A 23,437-nucleotide genomic window follows, 5' to 3' on the forward strand; every position below is an offset into this window, starting at 1 on the left:
CTCATAAAATTAATAATAACAAACATTTAAGTCTATATTTTTTATTGACGTGATATGTATACATATGTAACTATACTTTCAAAGTATAAAGAGGGGCTATGTTTGCATGTTTGTAAAAAAATTTCACAATCCCCTTTCTCCTGGCAAGCAGTGCGTAACCTTGGTAGACGAAGATGATATCCCATTGGATTACCCCGGGCTGTTCATCAGTCAAACAATCAGTCGCTCTCGTTACTCAATCAATACCCAAGAACGGATGGTCAGGGACTTGCAGTTTTTTCTCTTGTGGTGGAAAGAGCGAAATAAGAGCGGAGGCAATCTCCTAGAACGAATCCAAGCTGGTAAGTACCTAACACTGGATGAGATCGAAAGGTTTTCAGATGCAACGCGACTGAAGAGAGAAGATGCCTTTCGTGACCCGAATGTTTCGTCGTTGCATCCTGAAATCCAACAACGAATCGTGATGGAAGCCGTTTATGCGGGTCAAGTAAAGAGGTCGTTAGTAAAGGCTCAAACAACGAACTACCGTCTTGTAATGGCACGGCGCTACATTAATCACCTGATCCAGCTAATCCATGGCTTAAATGAGTCCTGGATACTTCGTCAGTCCCGTGAGGATATGATTCACGCACTAGACTTAGAGATGCGCCCTGTTTCTTCGGACGAACAGGCCGAACCGGATAGTTTAAAAGGCAACGAGCCTGAAATCAGCGATAATGCAATGATTCGACTAGGGCACCTCATTGAAAATGACCACAGTTCTATAGATTTCAGGCCAATTTGGAAGAACCCCACTATCCAAGAACGTAACTGTCTCATTATTGATCTGTTACGAACCACTGGTATAAGGCGATCAGAGTTATGTGGTATTAAGCTTGACGATATAGATTTCAGTACGCATAAACTTCGGATCATTAGCCGACCAAATGATAAAGCTGACCGTAGAGCCCTCACTTCTGAAGTCAAAACTCTCAGCCACACTTCTGTACTACCTGCTCATCTGCGCCGCCGAATTAAAAATTACATCGTAGACACCCGCTGCAAGGTGCTAGGCGTGCAAGGCACCGAGTATTTGTTTGTTGCACACCAAGGTAAGACTTGTGGTCGAGAGCTCTCTCTCAAGACAGTTTCAAAAATATTTGTATCTCTTAGTCGGGTTCTTGGCGAGCCGATAGCTGCGCACAAATTGCGGCATCGATTTGTTCAAGACCTGAAATCTTTGATGGACAAGCAAAAAATCGATACTGAAGAACAAGCCCAAATAATGCGTCAACTGCTTGGCTGGAGCCCGAACTCGGATATGCCGGAAAAGGTATATGATGTCTACAACCTGAACCAAAAAGCCATGCGGGCCATAACTGCCCTTAATGAAAAGCGCTTTGCACCGAAGAAAACTTATGACAATAACCTCTAATTACCTGGCTATCCAGCCCACTCGCACTAACGAAAATGAAGATTCAAAAAATAGGCTAAAGGTCGCCAAAACTGGTCTAAAGTTCGATCCCGAAACCGATGTTTGGAAGCTAAAACACGGGGTCTCGCCGGTAAAAGTTGGGTGGTTAAGTTCGCTGAAGGACAATACTTTAGCTGCTGAATTGCGTGAGGGATTAGCTTCAGCAGCGCGGAAACTAACTGTCTCCCGAATCACCCCTGCTAGTAAAGCTTGGAGTGAATACCTGTCCCGGAGTAACGAGGAAGTCACTAAGAGTAGTCTTATAGCGTATGTCGCATATGTACACAAGACCCAATCTGCAGATGTCAAGTTGTCTGTAATCAGCGGCACTCTTAAATACCTTCTTCCACTGAATCGCAGTCGATACAAACCTTTAGTTGATCACTTCAAAACCGTGACCTTCCGCAGCGGTAACAGAAATGACTTCCTGAACCCCGAAACTGGTGCACTCAGTAGTACCGAGGACGGTAACCTTGTTAATGGTCTCCGACAGCATTATCAAGGCTTGTTGCAAGCAACAAGTAACTCTGATGATTCTGGACTGACTTATGCCGCTTGGTCCGGTTACTTCGGAGTTCGTTTACTGCATTTTACAAACCGACGTTTCGATACTCTATCTCAGATGAAGTGGAAGGATTTCATAAATATCCATACACAGGGTATCGAACTCATTCGGCACGAAGCTCGTTTTCCTAGAGCGAAAACACAGGATGGCGGTTTTCGTAAACAATGGGAAGGCTACCGCATTGAGCTTAATGAAGAATTGGTAGGTGAACTCAATATGTTTCGGAGCGTAACAGAACGTTGCATACTCCGCATGCTTCGTGAGAACGAGATAAAGCTAAGCGAAAGTGATTTAGTCATACTCTCTAAGGAGTGGCCACTGCTTTGTCAACCCAATGCATTTCCTGGTTGCTACCAGAGCATGGAGCTGTTGAAGTGGCCAGATCAGATGTCATTATTTACCGCAGCAAAGGGACCTGGTCTGCACATGACTTCTAATACATTCAGTTCACAGACTCGAAAAGTGCTTAAAGCCATGGATATAAAGAGCGAACGAGTCTCAGACTTTAGCTATGGGGCGCGCCGTCAACGTCATACGTTGGGCACTTCAATGGCCATCGAAGGGCATGAGGATGCGGTGATTGCAAAGGCGTTAGGTGTAATTGATAAATCCACCGTAAAGGCATATAAGGATATGACTCCGGGGGCAATTGATACGATCGACCGCATTATGAGTCCTGTTCTTGGCCCACTCGTCGATGTTGCCATGGGTCGCGTGATTATAAATCGTGATGAAGCGGATGCCCAAGTGACTACCGATGGCATCGACGCGATAGGTGCGTGTAAGCATTGTCAGCAGCAGTGTAAAAGTAAGGAGTTGTCAGCGCCGTTTGCCTGCTATCCATGTGATCTGTTCCGACCAATAGCGTCAGGGGAACACAGTAAGGTACTGAATGAAGCCGTACAGCATTACAAGCGTGAGGTGAAGCGTGGCGCACGTCCGTTTCAATTACGAGGTTGGTCAAGAGTTATCCGTTACATCCAGCTAACTATCATTGCTTGCCACAAATTCAATCAGGAGCAATCGGATGTCTAAAGACTTTCATTTTGACAGGTTGCAGGTTAATGCTGAGCAGTTCATCACTGAGATGAAATCGGTGCCTTTTCCCTTTGGCTCGTTCGGCAAAACATGGGTTGATGATAACTGGCCGCACTTTACCTTTTCACGTCATGGCGTTAATTCAAAAGATATCAAAAACTACGCACCGGGAGAGCTATTACCCCAACCAATACGGAATTTCGCCAAGGCTTGGGGAGTTTGGTGTATTACCCAATATAACAATAATGCGCCACAATTTGCGTTGCATGTATCGCCTATCAAACTGATTGAGCTAGCGCTTCGAGAGGAAGGTCTCCCGTTAAAAATCAGCAGCTTTACCGAGGCAGTATATGATCGCTGTCTTAGTTTGATAAAAAAGCACCATCGTGGCCTAGGACGGCGAACAACTCAAGAGCACCTAAATAAACTCGTAAGGTGGCTCAATTCACGCACGGATTCTGAACAATTGATCCCTCGCTACATTGCTACACGGCACCCCTATCGGGGTAATACCCCGCACTATGTGGATAATACTGCTGAAGAACGGCGAAGGTCGAGGATTCCGGACAGTGAAGTAATGCTGGCAACTGCCGAGATTTTCTCGACGGTGATGCCATCAATGGCAGAAATGGAGGCGGCAGAAGGTAGCTTAAGATTTGACAGTTTCGAAAAACGTTTCGTCGCCTCATGTTGTGCACTACTCATGATAGAGCCTGCCCGGTACGGTGACATTTTCCTACTGGAGCGCAATTGTGTCGTGGAGAAAACCGATGATAAGGGGAAAACCTACGTCGCGCTGCGGTATCGTGGTAGTAAGGGCCACCCAGACTTTCATAAGGCGATACCTGAAACTACAGTCCCCTTGTTGAAACGTGCCGTTACTTGGTTGCAACACATGAGTGAACCAGGCTTGGTCTTGGCTCGTTTCTATGCCAATCCTAACATAGCGTTGAAAGATCTTATTGCTGGAACGGGATTTTCAGTACCAAAGTACCTTGAACACGCTAAACCTATATCTTTATGGCAACTCGGAACGATCGTCGGTGTTTATGATTGTAAACCTAAAGATGAAAGGCTGAGTAAGGCTTGGGATGTATGGGGTGAGTCAAATAAAAAGAGTCCAGAGGGCCAAGATCTAGAAATATCAATGGAATTGGCTGCGGTGGCATTAAATGTGCCATTGAGCGCTGCAAAGACACTCGGTTTGCCATCGCCGCTGACATTGAATTCATTACATGGTTTCTGGATCAAGCGGCAGCAAGAAGCCATGGATAATGGTTACCGCTATCATCTCGGCGCTGAGCATAAAGGTAATGGCAAACGCATACCACTCAGTTCTGCTCTGATAGTGCCAACCGGTGCAATGACCGGAAGAGGAAGACCCAAGCCAGATTCAAGCTCACAATCAAGGCCATCTGGTATAGGTTCCAGCTCAGGATTATCGCTGTCTTTCGCAAATGTAGGATCGTGGTTTACGCGTCGCTTAACAGGCAAAGGCAGTGCTACCTCTATCTTCAAAAATATGGGTTACCCAGAGGACTATTCTTTAAATAGTCATGGATTTCGTCATTGGCTGAACACCGCCGCTCAAGAACAGGGAATGAGTGATTCTCTTATTGCACTTTGGTCTGGACGTGCCAATAAGAAAACCAATTTTGTTTATGACAACAAAACTGAAGATGGACGTCACGAACACAACCTTAGTGTGCTAGGTGACACTGACGAGGCGGTAAATATTATTGTGGTTCCTGAAAATGCAGCGGAGTTTCGAAAGAAAACTGGTCGCAATGGCCTGACACCAACCTTGGCGTTACCTGACGAGGTTGAAGAAAATGGTGAGCCAATCACATCATTTGTCTTCAAGACAGCCCATCGGATGCGTACAGGTTACTGCGTTCAGCCTCTTGAATTAGTTCCTTGCAAGAAATTGGAAGGATTGGACTGTGTGGGTTGCAATAAAAGCTGTCACGTTAAGGGAGATCTGGACGACCTGAATGTGTTGCAAGAGGATCACGCAATACAAGCATACCGCCTGCATTCTGTGATTAAGCGCCGGGCAACGGGCGTTCCTGTTGATGACAGGTGGTTGGAAACACACGAACGTCGATACGCTAAGCGCACAGCTCTTTTGTCTCTCCTAACTGATAACAGTATTGAAGATGGCGCTGTGATTCGCGCAATCAATGATGAAGATAATCAATACCTTGTAACAAATGCTGCAATGACACAATCGATCACGATTCTCCCTCACTTGCCGGATTTACGGGAAAGGCTAGAGGCTGAAGAACTCGCCAAACAGCCGATTCAAGAGACCAATGCGGGTGATGAAACTGTTTATGAGTTCTGTCCGGAAGCTTTTTTAGCTGAATTAATGGAGTCGTGAGGTGGCAGCAAAACTAAACCTAAATAATCAACAAGTATCGATGATCTGCAAGATTATCGTTACCTGGTCAGATGGTGAAAAACTAACTTGGCAACGTTTGACGAAGGAAATCAAGGCCAGGATGTCTCTTGATGTGACACGGCAAACGTTGTGTAAATACTTTTCTGTCAAATACGAATACGATCTTAGGAAAGAGGCACAACGTGCTGGTGAACCATCTGGGCGCAACCCACCGTTCTCTGCTACCGAAAACGATTTACGAAATGAAATTGCACGATTACAGCGAGAAGTCAGTGAGTTAGAGCGTAAGGTTAATGTTCAGATTGTCGCTCTTAATCGTGCCAAGGTAAACGCTGCGAAACATAACCCACCAATCCTCCCTCATATTCTTTTTCAAGCTCCTGCTGAAGAAAATCGAGAATAGGAAACTCCGATGGGAAAGGTTAATTATGGACTGATGATGCTTCAGCTTGGCAACGGAACAAACGATCACGCCAATGTGTTGATTTTAAGGCTAAGTAGGGTGTTGGCACTGCAAAGTAGAAGCTTGCTCAATGACAATGAAGTAGCAAGATGTTGGGGTTAAGCACCACCTGTGGGGGGAGGAATGAGTCTCATAAGGACATACTTTTTGCGCTGATTGGTTTCTAACAAGGACGAAACTGCCCCAAGATGAGTTAACGTAAATGCTCTAAGGGCGGCTTTGAGCGAAAACCAGTCATTGTAGTTCGAGCAATTTTACTTCGTATTGATATACTAATGTCATGATTAAAGTTGATTTTATGGTTGGACGATGAAAACAATAGGCAAGTTGGCTAAAGAACTTGATATAGGCGTAGAAACTATACGGTTTTATGAGCGGGAAGGCTTGATAAAACAGCCTCAAAAACCTCAAAATGGTTATCGTGTCTATGACGACTCAATCACCAAACAATTACAATTCATCTGTAAGGCCAAAGCACTTGGCTTTACTCTAAAAGAAGTGGCTTCATTGATGTCAATGGATGGCGATTGTGCCAAAGTAGAATCCCTAGGCTTGCTGAAATTGAACGTAATTCAAAATAAGATAGCTGACCTTCAACGCTTAGAAGTCGTCATAAAAGAAATGACTAATTCATGCCGCAACAATAACGATCAATCTCACTGCCCAATAATCGATTCGCTAAAATAGTATTGACTCCGTACCTACCTACGGAGTTCATACTCAAATCATTCAAATAATGTTAGACGTTAAAAATGATTAATAAGATTTTAGATAAAGTTAGCTCAGGTGGTGTTTGGCTTGCGGCTCTTAGTTGTACGGGGTGCTTCCCCGCACTCGGCTCGTTAGCATCAGCATTAGGATTAGGCTTTCTCTCTCACTTTGAGGGAATTGCTGTAAATACCTTGTTACCTATATTTGCAACTCTGGCATTGTTGGTAAATTTGTATAACTGGTATAAAAACCAAAATCATGCGAGAGGTATTCTTGGGGTTATTGGCCCTATAGCGGTTTTGTTAACCCTCTATCCACTATGGCAATACGAATGGAGCACTTATTTGTTTTATGTAGGTATTTGTTTGATGATTGTAATGTCCGTATTAGACATTGTTAAACCTTTGAAGGAGCAAACATGCAAAGTATAGAGTTAAATTCTACCATTACTTGCCCTGAGTGTGGCTTCAGTAAAACTGAAGAAATGCCAACCAACGCTTGCCAGTGGTATTATGAATGTGAATCTTGCAAAGTTCTCCTAAAGCCTTTGAAAGGCGATTGTTGCGTATATTGCTCTTATGGAACAGTGAAATGCCCGCCAATTCAAGAAGGTCAAAGTTGTTGCGATAGCTAAATGACAGTCTATTAATGGCAATGAGAAGGCATAAAAAGAAATAGTGAAATGTCAGCAATCGTATCATTGCAGCCTTTATCACTAATTCACTCAAGGGCTGCTTTTGGCACAAAGCACGCATTCGTCCTAGCTCATAATTGTCCATCGATGAGTTATACATATAACTCGCCTTTGCCCCGAAATGTGTTTAGATAACTGCAAACCTTCATAAAGATAATTTGTCCAACAGGCTGTTGGACAAACTCTAGTATCCAATTTTGCAAGAGTGAGGAGAGTGTTCAGTTGTTGCAAAATCACAACAGCTACCACCGACTCCAAATTTGCAACAGCCTGTTGCAAAAATCAGTCAGAATCAAGAATGTCCAAACTTTAGTTTGGTCATGCATATTTGCAGGAACAAAGCGCTAAATTAAGTAATATTAGAGGTATTTCACCATCATATCAAATGCATCAGGTTCCAGCATTAATACCAGCTTATTGATGATTATCAGTGTAATTTTATTTCAGAAATTCTGGGGCTCTAAGATCTGAAGTTTTTGCGTTTTTCGATAACCCCTCAAAATAGATTAAATAATAAGCAGCTAGAGCACCTGTTTCACAAACTTTTCATTAATTGTAAAGCTACATTAATAATAAATCATTGTTATTAATTGACATAACTATAAATTCACCCTTTTGCTTTATAAAAAAGTAGCCATAAATTGATGAAGCGTTTTTGCACTTTAACGGCTTTACGCCAGTCATTAATGACTGGCACCAGTACGGCCAGTTAATTCGCCGTACTGTGTGGCGCGAAACTAAACTACCCGTTGGAGTTGGCTTCGGTCCAACGCCAACCCTTGCCAAAGCGGCTAATCATGCCGCAAAAAAACTCAGTGGCTTTAATGGGGTGGCCGTGATTGATGACGAACAATCGCGTACGACAATATTAGCAGCCATGGATGTAGGCGATATTTGGGGAGTTGGCAGGCGTTTGGCTAAAAAATTAAAACTAATGAATATTAACAGTGCACTCGATTTAGCCCAGCAATCCCCATCCCATATGAAGCGCTTATTTAGTGTGGTACTTGCCCGTACAGTTGATGAGTTAAATGGCCGCCCAACCTTAAACTGGGATGACGTGAAGCACAATAAGCGGGAGATATTTTCAACCCGCAGTTTTGCAACTAGGTTAAGCTGCCCTATTGCTTTAAAAACAGCGTTAGTGAGTCATGCCATGATTGTTGCACGTAAGCTACGCGCCCAACACTCAGTCACTAAGCGATTATTGTTGTTTATTGCCAGCTCACCCCATGAGCAACATTACACAAAAAAATCGCTTATTTATGAACTCCCTCACGCGAGTGCCGACAGTACTATTTTTGCTAATGCCGTAACCGCTATTTTCGAGCAACTGTATCAAGTGGGTATACGGTATTATAAATGTGGGGTTGGGGCATTAGAGATAAGCACTGCGCAGTTTCAGCAACAAGATTTATTTAATCAAAAAACAGATAATATTAACTTGATGGCCTGTTTAGATGCGGTCAACAAACGTTACGGTACAGATAGCTTAACGCTTGCCAGTCAGCAACAAACTAACCAATGGCATATGAAGCGCACTTTTTTATCGCCCCACTATACAACCCGCTGGCAACACTTGCCGAAGATAGCGTGTTGCTAGCGCTGTAACTCAAACTGACAAACGGTATCGCTGTCTTCTACGCTATAGTGTAGGCGGCTATCAGCAATAAATCGCAGGGTCTGACTCGTATCAAGGTTATCGCTGTCGTTTTCACAACGCGTATGGCGCAGCGATAAAATGATGCTTTGCGTTGTATATTTATATTTAGTGGTCACTAAACAAAAGTTTGCCACTTTATTGGTTTGCGTACCATTATGCAGGGCATTAAAGATGATGCTATTGCCAAGTTTAAAGCCCAGATCAGGATTACTGTCATCAAGCCATGCCAGCGACCCAGGCGCGCATTGCTCCGCAGCACCGGCCACTAATTGATAGTTGCCCACTTTGCTATTCAACAAAGAAATAAACTGACTTTTATTACTGGGCAACTCAGTTTTAGCGTTGCCTAACGCGCTCATACATAAGCAAACGGCATACAATAGTACTTCACTATAACGCATTAAAAACCTAACTATTCATGGTGTGTAACATCAGCATAGCATAACTACAATAATTAAAATAACATCAATAACCTAAACACTTATCTAAGCTATTGAATAAAATCACGTATTACTGCCAATACTTAGCAAAAAGTTGCGGGTAAGCTAACTTTAAAAACTTAGGTTTATCTTTGAAGCGTTTACCTTGTGGCTGTTCAAGGCCTGAAGGTACAAACGGCAATTCGTCTTCGTTTCGCTCTTCGTACAATAAACCCGCGATTAAGTCGTATTCATCTAAATACGGATAAGGCTGCTCATTTAAATGATAAACAGGAGTACAATCAGCTAGAGAATCGGCATTATCAAGTGCAGCTTTAAAAGCAGCTTCACCGCGAGAGATCAACCAACAACGAAATTCTGAAAAACCATAGTCATCATTACAACCAGCCATTACAAATGCCGCACCGAATAACTCCCACGTATAACTTTGGCGCATACAAAGGCTAAATTGCTTATCAAACTCAATCAGCTGCTCGTCAGTCAAGTCGCTTAATAACGCTTTTAATCGTTCGCTTACCGACTCTGGCTCGGCGGTTCGATCTTCCACCGTTACTAATTGCCAAAACTCGCTAGATGAAAGTGCGCTCATGACAGGATCTCTTTCACTCGCCCTACTTGGCCGTCTTCTAATTGCACTTTAATGCCATGCGGGTGATTAGGTGATTTAGTCAAAAGGCGCTCAACAACTCCCTGTGTTAATGTGCCGCTACGTTGATCTTCTTTTAAAACAATGTTGACTTCGGTGCCCGGAGTAATTTGCGAACGAGTAGGTACTGCCATAATGGATCTCTTTTACTATTTTGTTGGATTATAGCTGCATGTGAACGCTATACCAAATCAAACAATGCTAATAACAATAGCTTGTCGTTCATTAGTAGTTAAAATTGATACTAGATGCGTATTTATCTCGCTAACACTACCCAATATTTGAAAATCAAAACCTTGCCCATTACCATCAAGAATACAACTTAAGTAATTGTCAGCGATTGTGATTTTGCTAATCCTTGTGATATCAACCTCAGATATCTTTTTTATTGGCGCCTGTTTTATCACGAGCTCATTATTAACTCGAGTGATGGCATTCACTAGCGAATGTTGTTGTATAAACTTATCGCTGTAACGACGCGAAAACGCCCAAAATGCAATTGAGATTATAAAGCCATTACTAAAAACAGGTATCGGAGTCTCATTAGTTGATGCTGTTACTTGATAAATGCCTAGAATAAAAAAAAGCAATGCAAGTGCTAATAAACTGTATTGTTTCTGCTTGTTAGATAAATTTGAAAATACGCTAATCATAAGTAAGTTCGCTCAAAAGCTTATTGTCGGTGACTTAATGTTAATGGCTGAAAGCTGTGCTTTGATCTCATTTTCAATAGCGGGTAATTGTTGCTGTTCAGTCGCCTCTGACAGTGATAGTTCATCGATAAAAAAACAACTCACATGCAAGCTGTCATGTATTTTTTTTAGATTAACGGCATGGGTCAAGTGACTAAAACCAGTACACTGATCTTTTATATTTTCACAAGCTATGGTTAGAGCTTTACGAAGTGCTTTGTCCAATTGCTTTTCTGTTTTAGTCATTTTTTTCTGCGTGCTCAGTTGTTCTGCTCTTTTTATATTCGTCGTAGCTATCTTGCTGGCGTTTTACGCATTCATGGTACTCTTTATCTGCCATGTAACTACATTCTCCTAGTCGGGCAGATTGAATTTCGTGATATCGCGCATCGGTACTACAAGCGGTTAAGAAAAGTGCTATCACAGCACCGATGACATATTTTAGCTTATTAAAAAGCATTAAAAATTCCTTACATTTTTAACAGGAAAAGTAATTCATCCTTGGTGATTTTACTGTATATTGCAGACGTTTTATATCACTAACCGTTAAGGGCTCATTATGATGTTGTCGCAGTTACAAGAGCTGTTCCAGCGTATCGATAAAAGTAAAATATTTCAATCATTTGTTATTGCCGTTATTGTTGTCTCAGCACTGACCGTTGGTGCGCATACCTATTCATTACACCCAACTGTAGAGTTTGCGTTGCATTGGATGGATGTTGGCATAACCGTGTTTTTCTTAATCGAACTTATTATTCGCTATGTAGCAAGCAAAGGTCTCAAAGACTTTTTTAGCAAAGGCTGGAATATTTTTGATTTCATTATCGTTGTAGGTAGCTTATACCCTGCTGCGGGATCAACCATATTTATAGCTCGCTTACTGCGTATATTCCGTGTACTACGATTAGTGTCAATGATCCCGGAGCTACGCTTGCTAGTAAACTCATTGCTCAAAGCGATACCGCAAATGGGTTATATCGCCTTGTTAATGTTTGTGATCTTTTATATTTATGCCGCTACAGGCAGTATGTTATTTGCAGATATAAACCAAGTACTCTGGGGTGATGTATCAATCTCAATGCTAACGCTATTTAGAATTGCGACCTTTGAAGATTGGACCGACGTAATGTATGAAACCATGGCGGTCTATAAACTGAGCTGGATTTATTACCTGACGTTTATATTCCTAACCGCCTTTGTGTTTTTAAATATGATGGTCGGCGCAATTCTTGAAGTAATGTCCGAAGAGCATCGCAATGCCCGAGAAGAGCAAGCAGATGTAGACTCTTTGCCTGCAACCCAAGGACAAGTTAATGAGCTCAAAGCACAAGTTGCAGAGCTTACACAACTAATAAAAAATCAACGCTCATAGTAAAAAATAGGCCAGCTTAGCTGGCCTCCTATTAATTACACTTTAAATTTTCCTACCAACTCAGTTAATACTGACGAAAGTCGATTCATTTTATCACCATTTTCGTGTGTCGCATTCGCAATATCACTAACATCATCGGCAACATGTTTTATCTCAGTAACATTACGGTTGATGTCTTCTGCAACATGTTGCTGCTCTTCTGCAGCGGTCGCTATTTGTGTATTTAAATCACTGATAGTTGCAATCGATGTGGTGATCTCAGCAAACTGTTGTTGTGCCGAGTGTGATAACTCCACCGTTTTATGGGTGCTTTCAAGGCTGCGATTCATTTCACTAGACACTTGCGCAGACATACTACGTAGCTTATCAAGTTGTGATGCAATCTCTTGCGTTGATTCAGCAGTGCGTTGCGACAATGCGCGTACTTCATCGGCTACAACAGCAAAGCCTCTACCATGCTCTCCTGCTCGCGCTGCTTCTATTGCAGCATTGAGGGCCAGTAAATTTGTTTGCTCTGAAATACCGCGAATAACATTCAAAATAGACATGATGTTTTCACTTTCAGCATCAAGCTGTGAAATATCAGCACTGGCTTTAGTGATCACCACTGAGAGTTGTTCAACACTTTGCACAGTTTGTGTGATCACCGATTGACCAAGCTCTGACGCTTGTTGTGTTTGCATTGCAAGATCCGCCGCATTAGCACAGCTTGCCGACACTTCATTGGCGGTCGCGGCCATTTCGTTAATTGCTGTGGCTGCCATTTCCAGTGCTTGCTGCTGCTGTGAGGTCGCCCCTGTTAACTGCCCTGCTTGTGAAGAGGTCTGCTGCGATGCATCAGAGACATCTTTAGCGCACTCGTTGATTTGCGTAACCAGCTCCGCAATCAGGTTTAAAAATAAATTAAAACTATTCGCAAGTTTTGCCGTTTCATCTTTGGTTTTGATCACTAATCGCTTGGTTAAATCACCGCCACCTTGTGAAATTTCAGTTAGGCCATCGCTCACTTCAACGATTGGACCGGCAATTAATTTAGAGATGTAACTGGCAATCGCGATGAAAACCACAATCAATAATAGACTGAGCCCCAAAATGGTCCATGTCATCGTGTTAACTGGTCCCATCACTTCAGATTTTTCAACCAAGGCAATGTATTTCCAGCCAAGTTTATTCGAGCTGAAAATATTTACTAAATAAACGGTGTCATTTAAATTAAGTTCAAATTGGCCATCGCGGTTATTTGCCAATACTTTGTATGTGCCATTTGCAACTTCACCTAACTGTTTAAAGCGATAATTGTCGTGTTTAGGGTCAACTAAAATATTGCCACTGTCTTCTGCCAGCATCAGATAACCGGTTTCGCCAAGTTTTATATTTGCGATAATATCGGTAAGTCCTTGCAAAGACACATCCATGCCCTGCACACCCACTATTTGCCCGTTATTTTTAATTGCTTTGACTGTTGAGACAATGACAGTGTCATCTATTTCCCAATAATAGGCGTTGGTGCGAATAGCATTGCCATTGGCTTGCTTAGCAGCCGTGTACCAAGGTCTTTGGCGAGGATCATACTTGGCATTTACTTCCCCCTCTGGCCACTGAATATAGCCGCCTTGCTCATTGCCCATATAAATATAAGCAAGCCCAGAGTGAGTTTCACCAAAGTGATTAAATAGCTGATAAGCATTAGCTTCCGTGCTAGTGCCTTGAGTATGCATAAGCTGCGTAGCTGAATTCGATGAAACATAGGTTTTGACATCTTTTTGTGCGGATACAACATCTGGATGAGAGGCTAAAAAGTCGACGTTTTTTTCAATCTCAGAGAAAAACATCTGCATAGCATTATCAACTTGACTTGCTTCGCGGTCGCTGAGCATTTCAAAGTTATCGAGTGCTTGATTTCGAGTTTGAGTAATAACCAGTGAAGCAATAATTAATAGTGGTAACACGATTGCTAACGCAAACGATAACTTAAGTTTTCTTGAAATATTCATTCAGTACGCCCCAACTTTTTTATTAATATAGGCGCGAAAAGCATTGGCAGCAAGAAAATGATTTCAAAACCACTAAAATCCTTAAACCCCCTTTGGATCAGGTATTTGTGATGTGCTTACAGTCGCCGAGTAAAATCACTTTGTAGCGGTGCAGTTACCAAGCTAAGACAGCCAATCAATAAAAAAAGCACTAAACGCAATCGCATTCAGTGCTTTTATAAACTCAAAACAGTTTTATGAGCGCTATAAACTCATAACACCCGCTTTAATAATCAAAAAATCTTAACCTTGGCCGTCAACAATAATACGTAACATGCGGCGAAGTGGCTCTGCAGCACCCCATAATAATTGGTCACCAACGGTAAACGCGCTAATATATTTAGGGCCCATGGCTAGTTTGCGAATACGTCCTACTGGAATACTTAATGTGCCAGTCACTTTAACTGGTGTTAAATCTGTAGCCGTAATATCACGCTCATTCGGGATCACTTTAACCCACTCATTGTGTGACGCTAAGATTTGTTCAATTTTCTCCACGCTGATATCTTCACGAAGCTTAATTGTCATCGCTTGTGAGTGACAACGCATTGCACCAATGCGAACACATAAGCCATCAACAGGCACAGGTTGCTTAGAGGAACCTAAAATCTTATTCGCTTCAACTTGCGCTTTCCACTCTTCTTTTGATTGACCTGATGGCATTGGTACATCAATCCAAGGGATCAAGCTGCCCGCAAGTGGCACGCCAAATTGATCTTGTGGTAAATCGCTTGACGCAATTTGCTGCGTGACGAGTTTATCAATTTCTAAAATAGCCGCTTGCGGGTCGGCTAATTTGTCAGCCACACTTGCGTGGATAGAGCCCATTTGCGCGATCAGCTCTTTCATATTACGGGCACCGGCACCTGAGGCTGCTTGATAAGTCATTGGGCTGACCCATTCAATCAAATCTTGCTCAAATAAACCACCCAGCGCTAATAACATCAATGAAACTGTGCAGTTACCACCCACATACGTTTTAACGCCTTGCTCAAGGCCTTGTTCAATAACGTCTTTATTGACAGGGTCTAGTACAATAATACTGTCGTCGCTCATGCGCAGAGCAGACGCTGCATCAATCCAATAGCCGTCCCAACCTGCTTCACGTAATTGTGGATACACAGCTTTGGTGTAATCCCCACCTTGACAAGTAATGATAATGTCCATTTTTGCCAGTGAGTCAAAATCCATAGCATCAAGTAATGGCTTTGCAGGACCTGCTAAATCTGGGCCAAGCTGACCTGTTTGCGAGGTGGTAAAAAAAGTGGTGTCGATATGAGCAAAATCATTTTCTTGTTGCATACGCTCTAGTAATACAGAGCCAACCATGCCCCGCCATCCGACTAATCCTACTTTTTTCATTGTTTGTTCCACTGTTTGAGTCATAAGAAATACCTAATTCATTAAAAATTAAAATTCATTGCGTGAGATTTAATTTTTAGAACAGTTAATCTAGCACCCTATACCCAGCAAAACTAGTCAATAACAGCTAACTTAAAATTATTTCATATGCTTTTTTTAATTCTGAAATTAATAACGGCACAAAAAAAGCCCTACACAAGGTAGGGCAATTATTGTAAGTTTTTATATTCGCCTTCCTAGGCTATGTTTTAGAACTCGTAAGAGTAACTGAGACTTAGTTCAGTGCCTTCATCACGTGAACGAACAATGATATCTGACTGAGTAACTTCTTTATCTTCACCAAGTAAGTTTTGTACTTTGAACTTAACTTTAGAGTTAAAATCTGGATACCAAGTATAAACTAAATCTAATGAGTTAAATGGTTGCTCATAGGCATCATCACGTCCAGCTACACCGGCAGCAAGTATACGTTCACCAAAAACGTTATAGACTAATGATGCACTATGAATACCATCGGGTGAATCATAGTTTAATTGCATATTAACGACATATTTTGAATGACCTGTCATACGCTTTTTAGGATTAGTTAAATTACCAGCTAATGCAGGGTCGATAGTCGCTTCAGAGTCACTCAATGTAATATTACCACTGGTGAAAAGACCTTCCGTTAGCATTGTAAGGTCTTGTAACCACTCTGCTTCAACACCGTAAACTTCTGCTGTATCGCCATTAACAAAACTAGCAGAGTAATCATCGTCGCCGACTCTTAATACCGTTTCAATTGGCGCTTGAATATCTTTATAGAATGCAGCTACGCTGAATGAGTTACCAGCTTGGCCATAGTATTCATAACGTAAATCGTAGTTTTTAATCGGGCTACTTTTGAGGCCAACACGTCCAAAAGTACGAATATCAGTGAGCGGATCAAAGTATGTAACCGGTACAACTTCACGAAAATCAGGTCGAACAACAGTTTCACCATAGCCAGCACGAATTTGATAATCTTCACCGCCTAGGTAGGTTAACGACAGAGCTGGATACCAATCATCTTCTAAGATAGTCCCTGCTTCAATCTTTTCAGGAGACCAAATATTTTGTAGGTCTTCACCATCAAAGATTAAACTCGAAGTGCCCACAGATGATTGACTAAACTGCTCATAACGAATACCACCGCTAACACGTAGCCATTGATCATAGATAACATCAAAAGAACCGTATCCCGCATCTATTTTTTGCGCAGCGATATAATCATCAGCATCAGGAGCTGTTGGCTCATTAAAGTCGACTAAGACACCATTATTATCGATAAACTCATCAGAAAGATAACCGCTATTAGCAAGAGGATCATTTGTACCATCGTTTATTGTGATCGGTGAGCCTGAGCTGTTATTAACTGTAAAGCTTGATGTATTATACACACGTGCTCTATCTGAAAAATCATAACCAACTTTGAATTCTACCTCCATAGAATCAAAAGTAAGTGGCAGGTTAAAATTACCACCGTATGAAGTAACATGCTCCTCCATGTCTGTATAAGACATGATCACACGGTTGTCATCACCTGTGATTGTTGACCCAGCGTAATTACCTTCACTATCGTATTGGTCTCTAAATTTATAGTTAGCATTTGTTGGAATATCTGTAGTCGCTTCAGAGCGTGTATATTGCCAATCAAAACCAACCCCCCAGTAATCAAGGAAAGTATGTTGGCCTAAAAATTGGCTAATATTTAACTCTCTTTGCTCTAGGTTAAACTCATGGTTACGGTTTGCAATGCCATTACCTGCAATACTAAATGTAGAACTGCCCGCAGGGCTTTGAGAAATTGAAACTTCAGTTTCATCTTCATTATCTACAATGTATAAATGCTGCGCTGAAATACTATGAGTTTTATAAGAATAACCAACACTTCCAGTTAAGTTATAGCGCTCATTTTCAGTCGTAACTGTAGAGTCTTTTAATGTATTGTAACAAGATGCGGCAACATCTTCCGATGTTTTCAACGTAGTTGAGCAGTTTTCTAAATCCTCTTGATCTTGTGTAATAACTGATGAGAACTGTGTTCTAGAATCCCATTCATTTACATAGGCACCAGAGAGTAAAAAACCGATTTTGCCTCCAAAATAAGACTCTTCGTAACTATTGCCTATATGTGCTTTAACACCATATTCGGGATCAATTGAATCTTCTTCTAATGCGTAATTTCGCGGCAGTGATTTAAGTAATTGGTTATTAATAGCCGTAGCTTGCTCAGCACGAGTGCCTTGTTCACTATCAACTAAAAGGTCTCTGCTTACAATATTACTAACACTAAAGTTACCGTGGTATTGCACAATTGCATCTTTTAATGCTTGTGGAATTGCACTGTCTGTACCTGAATATTTATAACCATCATTAGCAGAAGTGTTATACCCAACTCCAAGTTCAACGCCAGCAGTAAACTCTGATGGAATTGATTTAGTGCGAATATCTATATTACCACCACCAAACGCTGCTGGCATATCTGGCGAGTAGGCTTTTTGTACCGCCATACTCTCAATAATACTCGCTGGGAATATATCTAATGGCAGTACATTTCTAGTTAAATCTGGACTTGGAACATATGCACCATTTAAGCGAGCACTTGAATAACGTTCACCTAAACCACGCACATAAATAAATTTACCATCTACGAGCGTTAAACCAGTAACCCGGCGAAGTGCAGATGCAGCATCACTATCACCAGTTCTTGAAAGTTGTTCAGCACCTAGTATATCTGCAACAAAAGCTTGATTTTTACGCTCTTCAACTACGGCAGCTGCGCTACCTTGAAGGCGTGTACCAACAGCAACAACTTCTTCAATTTCGTTATTTTCGAGTTGTTCGTCTGCTGCGCTTACATAACTAGTGTGAATAAACAATCCCAGGCCAATTGCGAGTGACAGTTTACTCAGCCTATATTGTTTTGACATGATTTACATCCTAATCAATTTGATAAAAAACAGGCGCCAATTGCTTGTGACTAAGCATGAAGGCGCCTACATTTCATAACTCTAAATGAGCAGGTATTAGTCTTGAGCAGCTGCTGCAAGAGCAGTTTCAACCCACTTGTACCAGCTAGAGCTAGTATCTTGATCAGATACTGCACCGATGTAATCCACAGTTTCGAAAAAGCTATCATCAAGAATAGTTAAATCATTAGCAGCGATTGTTATATCTGTAGAGGCTGTATTAGTAGCGAAGCCATTATCAGCGAATACTACAACATCATCCGTTAAAACTTCACTACTACCGCCATTTTCAAACCAAGAAGCTTTTGTTTGAGCTGCTAGTGGGCCACCCGCAAATGTATCTGTTTCTGCGAAGTTTGATGAACAAGCCATAACAGAATTATTAAACATAATTTTATCGGCTTGTTTCTCTCCATCAGAAGAAAGCTCGATACAACTCGTTTCCACTGCATTTTTCTTAACTAACAAAGCATTATAAATATTAGCATTAAACTCATCGTCAAACTTAAAAGCTTGTGAAGGGTCATCATCACGTACTGACTTAGCGTCAGTAGTAATAACCGTAATATTTGCTAGGGTTGGATTACTTGGTGCCACTTCAGCAGAAGATTCACCTTTAACACCGTCTGATTCAAAACCATTATTACCCATATTTGCAATTGTGCCATCAGCAAGTGTTACAGTGCCGTGTTGAACAAATAAGAATTGACCTTTACCTTGCCAACCTGCATCGAAGTCAAATGAATCATCTTGCGTATCAGTAACAACAATGTGTTTAATTGTCGCTGCACCACCAAAAAACTCGATACCGTCATCAAAACCTTGGTGGATATGCAAGTAATCAAATACTGAACCGGAACCCACAGCATTAAGCGTTAGTGAGTTAAGGTCATCGCCTTCACCACCCACTTTAGGGCCTGAACCTGCATACCAAATTTTAGCCCACTTAATGCTACCGCTTGAGTCACTATTATCATTACCGCCAAAGTAACTTGTAATACCTTCAGATGGCACATTACATGTAGTTGCTGCTCGCTCTGCATCAGTACATTGATCAGTAATGCCGTTACCATTGATTATGATACCGCCCCAATCAGCATAACGAGCGCCATTACCTGCACTATCAAAACGGTCAAAAGCATTCGCAGACGTGAATGTAATTGGTTTAGCTTCTGTACCGTTTGCTTGAATTTTAGCACCACGGGCAATACGGATTATTGCTTCACCAGATTGAAAAGCAAGTGTTGCGCCAGGCTCTACTGTTAAAGTAGGCCCATTTTCAGGCACCACAAAACCGCTAGTTGTATCACCATCATTACCAATTAATAAAGCATCGGCTAATAAGTGAACACCACCATCAGGGATTTCTTTGAAAGTGATATTACTAGTGATCTCTATAGATTTACTTGCGAATGAATCATTGTACGTACAATCTTTACCATCAAAAATACCTTGCACAGTACCTGCATCTGACTCATAACTAGCACACTCAAAATCATCAGTGTTACCACCCCCACTAGTATTATTAGAATTATTCACACTGTTATCTGTAGTCGTACTATTATCGTTAACAGTTGGAGTGATCTCAATATCACCTCCACAACCTGCAAGCGTCATAGCAGCAGCCACAAGACTGATTTTAAATAAGCCAGAAAATTTCATTGTTCACTCCATTTGGGTAATTAATATTTAGTTATTTTATTAGCGCATTAAGTTTTCTGTAGGTCACTTTAAAACATATAAACCATGTATTAAGGTCACTTAACTTTTTCAACGAGTGATACTTTACGGGAGCTGTGTGACAATACAGTTACACTTTAATAAACATAAAATGACAATGTAATCTGTTTAAATAACAATTTGTTAGAGAATATTGAAACGAAAAAAACCGCCCGAAGGCGGTTTTGGTGTTGCGATTATAAAACAGGTTTTGTAATCAAACTGGCAGCGTTTAAATTACAATAATAGCAGTGGCAAATTATAACAATGCGGTGCGTAATGTTTCCGCGTGTAATTTTTCACGCTTGACATATTTGATCCATTGTTCAGCCAATCGCTGCGATTTCTTATGCTTTTCAGCTTGCTCAAACGCTAAGATAGAGGCATCAAAATTTTGTAAGCTGTACTGCGCCATACCTAAAGCAACGTACGCATTTGACTCAAAATCAAGTGAGCCTTTATCAAGCGCCGTTCGGGCTGCATCAGCGGCATCTTCAAATTGCTCTAAGTTAACAAGTACTTCAGCCATACGTTGATCGTACTTACCGTGATCCGAAAGCTCTGCCGCTTTAGCAAAGTAAGTAACTGATTTATTATCTTCTTTGGCTTGGACCATGGCTTCTGCGATGAATGCGTAATTTTTCGCTGACTTTTCAGCAACGCCTGATTCAATCGCTTTACTCATCACTTCAGCCGCTTTAAACGCTAAGCCGTTGTATAAGTACACTTGGGCAAGTTGACGTAAATCTGATTTTGACGTTAAAAAGCCTTGCTGATAAGCCGCTTCTAGGATTGCTAGCTGTTGTTTTTCTTTGCCTGTTTCGCCATACATACCACCGAGTTGCACCCAGTATTCAGGCTTGTTATAAAGCTTTACCATACGCTCAAGTACAGCAACAACATTGTCAGTTTGATTAAGTGAGTAGTACATGGCGCGTTGCAGTACTAACCAGTTTTCTTTTGGTACCTTGCCTTCACTATCACTTTGGGCAATCGCTAAGTTAATATTATCAATGCCTTTTTGGTAATCTTTTAACTGATAATATGCCTGCGATTTAAGTACATAATAGGCATCAGTTTTAGGCTTGGTATTAATTGCATCCCACTTAGCTAAGAAATCAATTACCTTATTGTAATCACTGTTTGCCATTGCTAATTGCGCTAAGCTAAACGTAGTGCTGACACGTAATGTTTCTGGAATACCTTCTTCTGCTATCACCTTTTCAAATGATGCAATTGCTTTAGGCAAATCATTTTCGTTGTAATAAATAAAGCCATAAAAATTATGCATCATGGCAATTTCATAGGAGTTCATGCTAGAAGAACGTTCTTTGATGCTATCAAGCGCCTCAAGTCCTGCTTTAGCGTCGCCATCATCGGCTAACTTTTGTGCACGGGCCAATTGGCTATACACTTTTTCGCGCAGGGCTGGCACCTTAGTGGTTTTTTGTTCTTGTGCGTAAACACTACCAAGCGTAACACCTGGCAACAAAGAGACTAAACTTGGCAGCGCAACACTAGTGCCAATCGCAAAAGTACACACTAATGCTGTTTTTAATAATTTCATAATCGCAATCCTCTGTTTCTAGCCGTTAATTTGGAAAGAAATTTTATTCTGTACACCCGCAACTTCGACAGCTTCGCCATCGATCACACGTGGTTTATATTTAAACTTAAGTGCCGCATCCATCGCCGCTTGGTCAAACAATGACTCTGGTTCTGCTTTAACTACCTTGGCATCACGAACTGTGCCTTGTTTAGTTACGGTGAATTCAACAATCACATAGCCTTCGATACCGCGTGATAATGCTCTACGCGGATAAACAGGTGCCACTTTCACAATCGGCAGGTACTCACCGTCACTTGAATCAAGCGCTAACCCACCACTGAGACTAACATCTGCATCAACACTGGCACCAAAGTCAAAATTAGACGCCGATGCATTTGGATCACTGTTTTGCATTTGCGGTGATTCCATAGGCGGTGGCGGCTCTTTTGGTGTTGGTGGTTTTTGTGGTTTACGCTCTTTCTTTTGTACTGTTTCTTCTTTTTTCAGGCGTACAAAATCAAGCACATTACCTTTAGCGGGCTCTGTCATTGCCCCTTCACCGCCGGTGATCAGCGCCTGCATGCCTAAAAACAGCATAAAGGTGACGACACCGGCTACAATTAATGCTACTAAATAACGCATTGTTAACCCTTACGCTTCTTGAGCCGCAATAGACACATCAAACACACCAGCAGCGCGCGCAGCATCCATCACTTTGATTAAGGTGTCAGTGGTGGCTTTTTTATCGGCTTGGATAACCACACTACCTTGTGGGTTTTCAGCTTTTAAACGCTCAATATTCGCCTGTACTGCACGTACATCAATTTGACGTTTGTTGATCCAAATCTCACCTTTATCAGATATCGCTACTAAGATATTAGCGCGTTCTTTTTTAACCGCAGTTGCGGCTTCCGGGCGATTCACATCTATGCCTGCTTCTTTAACAAAAGAGGCAGTTACAATGAAGAAAATAAGCATAATGAAGACAACATCAAGCATAGGTGTCATGTTAATTTCTTCTGCTTCATCTTCTTGAAAAAGGCTTCCTAATGGGGCTCTCATTTTATTCTCCTGATTGCATGTGGCTGTCGCCACATACTAAAATTGTTGTTTTAATGGTCTAAAACCATGCTATCTTCAAGTAGTGCAACTTCACGCTTCGCTTTACGCTGTAAGTAAGTTGAAGCAAATACGCCTGATAACGCACCGACCATACCGGCCATAGTTGGAATCGTCGCTTTAGATACACCTGATGCCATTGAACGTGCACTGCCCGTTCCAGTAATTGCCATCACATCAAATACTTCTATCATCCCTGTTACCGTACCGAGTAGACCAAGCAAAGGACATAAAGCAACCATCACATTGATCAACGCTAAATTGCTATTTAGCTTCATCCCAGCGCGAGAAATCGTCGCTTGGCGAATTTGCTCGGCATTCCAGCTATTACGCTCAGCTCGAGAAGTCCAACTACTTTTCACAGCATGTTTGTAACGACGAAAACCATTAAAGAAATAAATAAATCGCTCGAGTATCAATAACCACATCGCGAAGATTAACACTCCGATGACCAATAAAACTTGGCCACCAGTGTCGAGAAAATCACGGATAGCATTGATTGAGTCAATCAATAGCACCATGGG

The 23,437-nt window shown here is 41.6% G+C and carries 22 protein-coding genes and 1 pseudogene; 9 read left to right on the forward strand and 14 right to left on the reverse strand.

What is annotated here, in order from left to right; genetic code table 11:
• The first annotated feature begins 106 nt into the window (after positions 1-106).
• The 8 genes and pseudogenes from A7968_RS01955 to A7968_RS01990 all read left to right on the forward strand — a co-directional run.
• Positions 107-1,414: a site-specific integrase gene (locus A7968_RS01955; RefSeq protein WP_064664890.1), complete on the forward strand. Its 1,308-nt coding sequence runs from the start codon at positions 107-109 to the stop codon at positions 1,412-1,414.
• A complete protein-coding gene (locus tag A7968_RS01960; protein ID WP_064664891.1) occupies positions 1,398-3,053 on the forward strand; it encodes a hypothetical protein in 1,656 nt (551 codons plus the stop codon). The genes A7968_RS01955 and A7968_RS01960 overlap by 17 nt, the downstream gene beginning before the upstream one ends.
• Positions 3,046-5,439 carry a hypothetical protein gene (locus A7968_RS01965; RefSeq protein ID WP_064664892.1) on the forward strand — a complete coding sequence of 798 codons (2,394 nt, stop codon included), beginning with the start codon at positions 3,046-3,048 and terminating at the stop codon, positions 5,437-5,439. Before A7968_RS01960 ends, A7968_RS01965 begins: the two co-directional genes overlap by 8 nt.
• Before the next feature lies 1 nt (position 5,440).
• Positions 5,441-5,863, forward strand: coding sequence for a hypothetical protein (locus A7968_RS01970; RefSeq protein WP_064664893.1), 423 nt, complete (start codon positions 5,441-5,443; stop codon positions 5,861-5,863).
• A gap of 369 nt (positions 5,864-6,232) precedes the next feature.
• On the forward strand, positions 6,233-6,610 hold the full coding sequence (locus A7968_RS01975; RefSeq protein WP_010557530.1) for a MerR family transcriptional regulator: 378 nt from the start codon (positions 6,233-6,235) through the stop codon (positions 6,608-6,610).
• A gap of 65 nt (positions 6,611-6,675) precedes the next feature.
• Complete coding sequence (gene merC, locus A7968_RS01980; RefSeq protein WP_024601094.1) at positions 6,676-7,065, forward strand: organomercurial transporter MerC; 390 nt, start codon at positions 6,676-6,678, stop codon at positions 7,063-7,065.
• Complete coding sequence (locus A7968_RS23495) at positions 7,053-7,268, forward strand: GDCCVxC domain-containing (seleno)protein (RefSeq protein ID WP_076916053.1); 216 nt, start codon at positions 7,053-7,055, stop codon at positions 7,266-7,268. Before merC ends, A7968_RS23495 begins: the two co-directional genes overlap by 13 nt.
• A 700-nt stretch (positions 7,269-7,968) precedes the next feature.
• Positions 7,969-8,931: pseudogene (locus A7968_RS01990) on the forward strand (DUF4113 domain-containing protein); the annotation flags it as partial.
• On the opposite strand, the gene A7968_RS01995 reads toward A7968_RS01990, so the two are convergent.
• From A7968_RS01995 to A7968_RS02020, 6 genes are all read right to left on the reverse strand, one after another.
• On the reverse strand, positions 8,928-9,392 hold the full coding sequence (locus tag A7968_RS01995; RefSeq protein WP_064664895.1) for a hypothetical protein: 465 nt from the start codon (positions 9,390-9,392) through the stop codon (positions 8,928-8,930). The pseudogene A7968_RS01990 and the gene A7968_RS01995 overlap by 4 nt on opposite strands.
• Before the next feature lie 109 nt (positions 9,393-9,501).
• Positions 9,502-10,020, reverse strand: coding sequence for a DUF4240 domain-containing protein (locus A7968_RS02000; protein ID WP_064664896.1), 519 nt, complete (start codon positions 10,018-10,020; stop codon positions 9,502-9,504).
• Positions 10,017-10,211 carry a YwbE family protein gene (locus tag A7968_RS02005; protein WP_064664897.1) on the reverse strand — a complete coding sequence of 65 codons (195 nt, stop codon included), beginning with the start codon at positions 10,209-10,211 and terminating at the stop codon, positions 10,017-10,019. Before A7968_RS02005 ends, A7968_RS02000 begins: the two co-directional genes overlap by 4 nt.
• Positions 10,212-10,268: 57 nt before the next feature.
• On the reverse strand, positions 10,269-10,730 hold the full coding sequence (locus tag A7968_RS02010) for a hypothetical protein (RefSeq protein ID WP_064664898.1): 462 nt from the start codon (positions 10,728-10,730) through the stop codon (positions 10,269-10,271).
• A 12-nt stretch (positions 10,731-10,742) separates the two neighbouring features.
• Positions 10,743-11,015 carry a hypothetical protein gene (locus A7968_RS02015; protein ID WP_064664899.1) on the reverse strand — a complete coding sequence of 91 codons (273 nt, stop codon included), beginning with the start codon at positions 11,013-11,015 and terminating at the stop codon, positions 10,743-10,745.
• Positions 11,008-11,229 (reverse strand): hypothetical protein, encoded by a 222-nt coding sequence (locus A7968_RS02020; protein WP_064664900.1) that lies wholly within the window; start codon positions 11,227-11,229, stop codon positions 11,008-11,010. The genes A7968_RS02015 and A7968_RS02020 overlap by 8 nt, the downstream gene beginning before the upstream one ends.
• A gap of 102 nt (positions 11,230-11,331) precedes the next feature.
• Between A7968_RS02020 and A7968_RS02025 the strand changes: the two genes are divergently transcribed.
• Entirely contained in the window at positions 11,332-12,141 is an 810-nt protein-coding gene (locus A7968_RS02025; protein ID WP_193330446.1) for an ion transporter, read from the forward strand.
• A 35-nt stretch (positions 12,142-12,176) separates the two neighbouring features.
• Here A7968_RS02025 and A7968_RS02030 read toward each other — a convergent pair whose 3' ends face one another.
• The 8 genes from A7968_RS02030 to A7968_RS02065 form a co-directional block, all read right to left on the reverse strand.
• Positions 12,177-14,135, reverse strand: a complete 1,959-nt coding sequence (locus tag A7968_RS02030; protein WP_064664902.1) for a methyl-accepting chemotaxis protein — start codon at positions 14,133-14,135, stop codon at positions 12,177-12,179.
• A 282-nt stretch (positions 14,136-14,417) separates the two neighbouring features.
• Entirely contained in the window at positions 14,418-15,560 is a 1,143-nt protein-coding gene (gene asd, locus A7968_RS02035; RefSeq protein ID WP_064664903.1) for an aspartate-semialdehyde dehydrogenase, read from the reverse strand.
• Positions 15,561-15,784: 224 nt separating this feature from the next.
• Positions 15,785-18,487: a TonB-dependent receptor domain-containing protein gene (locus A7968_RS02040; protein ID WP_064664904.1), complete on the reverse strand. Its 2,703-nt coding sequence runs from the start codon at positions 18,485-18,487 to the stop codon at positions 15,785-15,787.
• A gap of 96 nt (positions 18,488-18,583) precedes the next feature.
• Positions 18,584-20,188, reverse strand: coding sequence for a beta-helix domain-containing protein (locus tag A7968_RS02045; RefSeq protein ID WP_064664905.1), 1,605 nt, complete (start codon positions 20,186-20,188; stop codon positions 18,584-18,586).
• Positions 20,189-20,504: 316 nt separating this feature from the next.
• A complete protein-coding gene (locus A7968_RS02050; RefSeq protein WP_064664906.1) occupies positions 20,505-21,812 on the reverse strand; it encodes a tetratricopeptide repeat protein in 1,308 nt (435 codons plus the stop codon).
• Positions 21,813-21,830: 18 nt separating this feature from the next.
• Complete coding sequence (locus A7968_RS02055; RefSeq protein WP_064664907.1) at positions 21,831-22,436, reverse strand: energy transducer TonB; 606 nt, start codon at positions 22,434-22,436, stop codon at positions 21,831-21,833.
• 9 nt (positions 22,437-22,445) lie between these two features.
• Positions 22,446-22,856: an ExbD/TolR family protein gene (locus A7968_RS02060; RefSeq protein ID WP_064664908.1), complete on the reverse strand. Its 411-nt coding sequence runs from the start codon at positions 22,854-22,856 to the stop codon at positions 22,446-22,448.
• Positions 22,857-22,906: 50 nt separating this feature from the next.
• Entirely contained in the window at positions 22,907-23,434 is a 528-nt protein-coding gene (locus A7968_RS02065; RefSeq protein ID WP_064664909.1) for a MotA/TolQ/ExbB proton channel family protein, read from the reverse strand.
• Between the last annotated feature and the right edge of the window lie 3 nt (positions 23,435-23,437).

This window comes from Pseudoalteromonas prydzensis, assembly GCF_001661495.1.
In the GTDB taxonomy this organism is placed as follows: Bacteria; Pseudomonadota; Gammaproteobacteria; order Enterobacterales; family Alteromonadaceae; genus Pseudoalteromonas; species Pseudoalteromonas prydzensis.

What these genes read in the sequence shown, in the direction of transcription:
- A7968_RS23495 (WP_076916053.1), top strand. Translation starts at nt 7,053, where the DNA reads ATGCAAAGTATAGAGTTAAATTCTACCATTACTTGCCCTGAGTGTGGC.
- A7968_RS02010 (WP_064664898.1), bottom strand. Translation starts at nt 10,730, where the DNA reads ATGATTAGCGTATTTTCAAATTTATCTAACAAGCAGAAACAATACAGT.
- A7968_RS02040 (WP_064664904.1), bottom strand. Translation starts at nt 18,487, where the DNA reads ATGTCAAAACAATATAGGCTGAGTAAACTGTCACTCGCAATTGGCCTG.
- A7968_RS01955 (WP_064664890.1), top strand. Translation starts at nt 107, where the DNA reads ATGTTTGTAAAAAAATTTCACAATCCCCTTTCTCCTGGCAAGCAGTGC.
- A7968_RS01965 (WP_064664892.1), top strand. Translation starts at nt 3,046, where the DNA reads ATGTCTAAAGACTTTCATTTTGACAGGTTGCAGGTTAATGCTGAGCAG.
- A7968_RS01975 (WP_010557530.1), top strand. Translation starts at nt 6,233, where the DNA reads ATGAAAACAATAGGCAAGTTGGCTAAAGAACTTGATATAGGCGTAGAA.
- A7968_RS02000 (WP_064664896.1), bottom strand. Translation starts at nt 10,020, where the DNA reads ATGAGCGCACTTTCATCTAGCGAGTTTTGGCAATTAGTAACGGTGGAA.
- A7968_RS02050 (WP_064664906.1), bottom strand. Translation starts at nt 21,812, where the DNA reads ATGAAATTATTAAAAACAGCATTAGTGTGTACTTTTGCGATTGGCACT.
- A7968_RS01995 (WP_064664895.1), bottom strand. Translation starts at nt 9,392, where the DNA reads ATGCGTTATAGTGAAGTACTATTGTATGCCGTTTGCTTATGTATGAGC.
- A7968_RS02025 (WP_193330446.1), top strand. Translation starts at nt 11,332, where the DNA reads ATGTTGTCGCAGTTACAAGAGCTGTTCCAGCGTATCGATAAAAGTAAA.
- A7968_RS02045 (WP_064664905.1), bottom strand. Translation starts at nt 20,188, where the DNA reads ATGAAATTTTCTGGCTTATTTAAAATCAGTCTTGTGGCTGCTGCTATG.
- asd (WP_064664903.1), bottom strand. Translation starts at nt 15,560, where the DNA reads ATGACTCAAACAGTGGAACAAACAATGAAAAAAGTAGGATTAGTCGGA.
- A7968_RS02030 (WP_064664902.1), bottom strand. Translation starts at nt 14,135, where the DNA reads ATGAATATTTCAAGAAAACTTAAGTTATCGTTTGCGTTAGCAATCGTG.
- A7968_RS02020 (WP_064664900.1), bottom strand. Translation starts at nt 11,229, where the DNA reads ATGCTTTTTAATAAGCTAAAATATGTCATCGGTGCTGTGATAGCACTT.
- A7968_RS02060 (WP_064664908.1), bottom strand. Translation starts at nt 22,856, where the DNA reads ATGAGAGCCCCATTAGGAAGCCTTTTTCAAGAAGATGAAGCAGAAGAA.
- A7968_RS02005 (WP_064664897.1), bottom strand. Translation starts at nt 10,211, where the DNA reads ATGGCAGTACCTACTCGTTCGCAAATTACTCCGGGCACCGAAGTCAAC.
- A7968_RS01960 (WP_064664891.1), top strand. Translation starts at nt 1,398, where the DNA reads ATGACAATAACCTCTAATTACCTGGCTATCCAGCCCACTCGCACTAAC.
- A7968_RS02055 (WP_064664907.1), bottom strand. Translation starts at nt 22,436, where the DNA reads ATGCGTTATTTAGTAGCATTAATTGTAGCCGGTGTCGTCACCTTTATG.
- merC (WP_024601094.1), top strand. Translation starts at nt 6,676, where the DNA reads ATGATTAATAAGATTTTAGATAAAGTTAGCTCAGGTGGTGTTTGGCTT.
- A7968_RS02015 (WP_064664899.1), bottom strand. Translation starts at nt 11,015, where the DNA reads ATGACTAAAACAGAAAAGCAATTGGACAAAGCACTTCGTAAAGCTCTA.
- A7968_RS02065 (WP_064664909.1), bottom strand. Translation starts at nt 23,434, where the DNA reads ATGGTGCTATTGATTGACTCAATCAATGCTATCCGTGATTTTCTCGAC.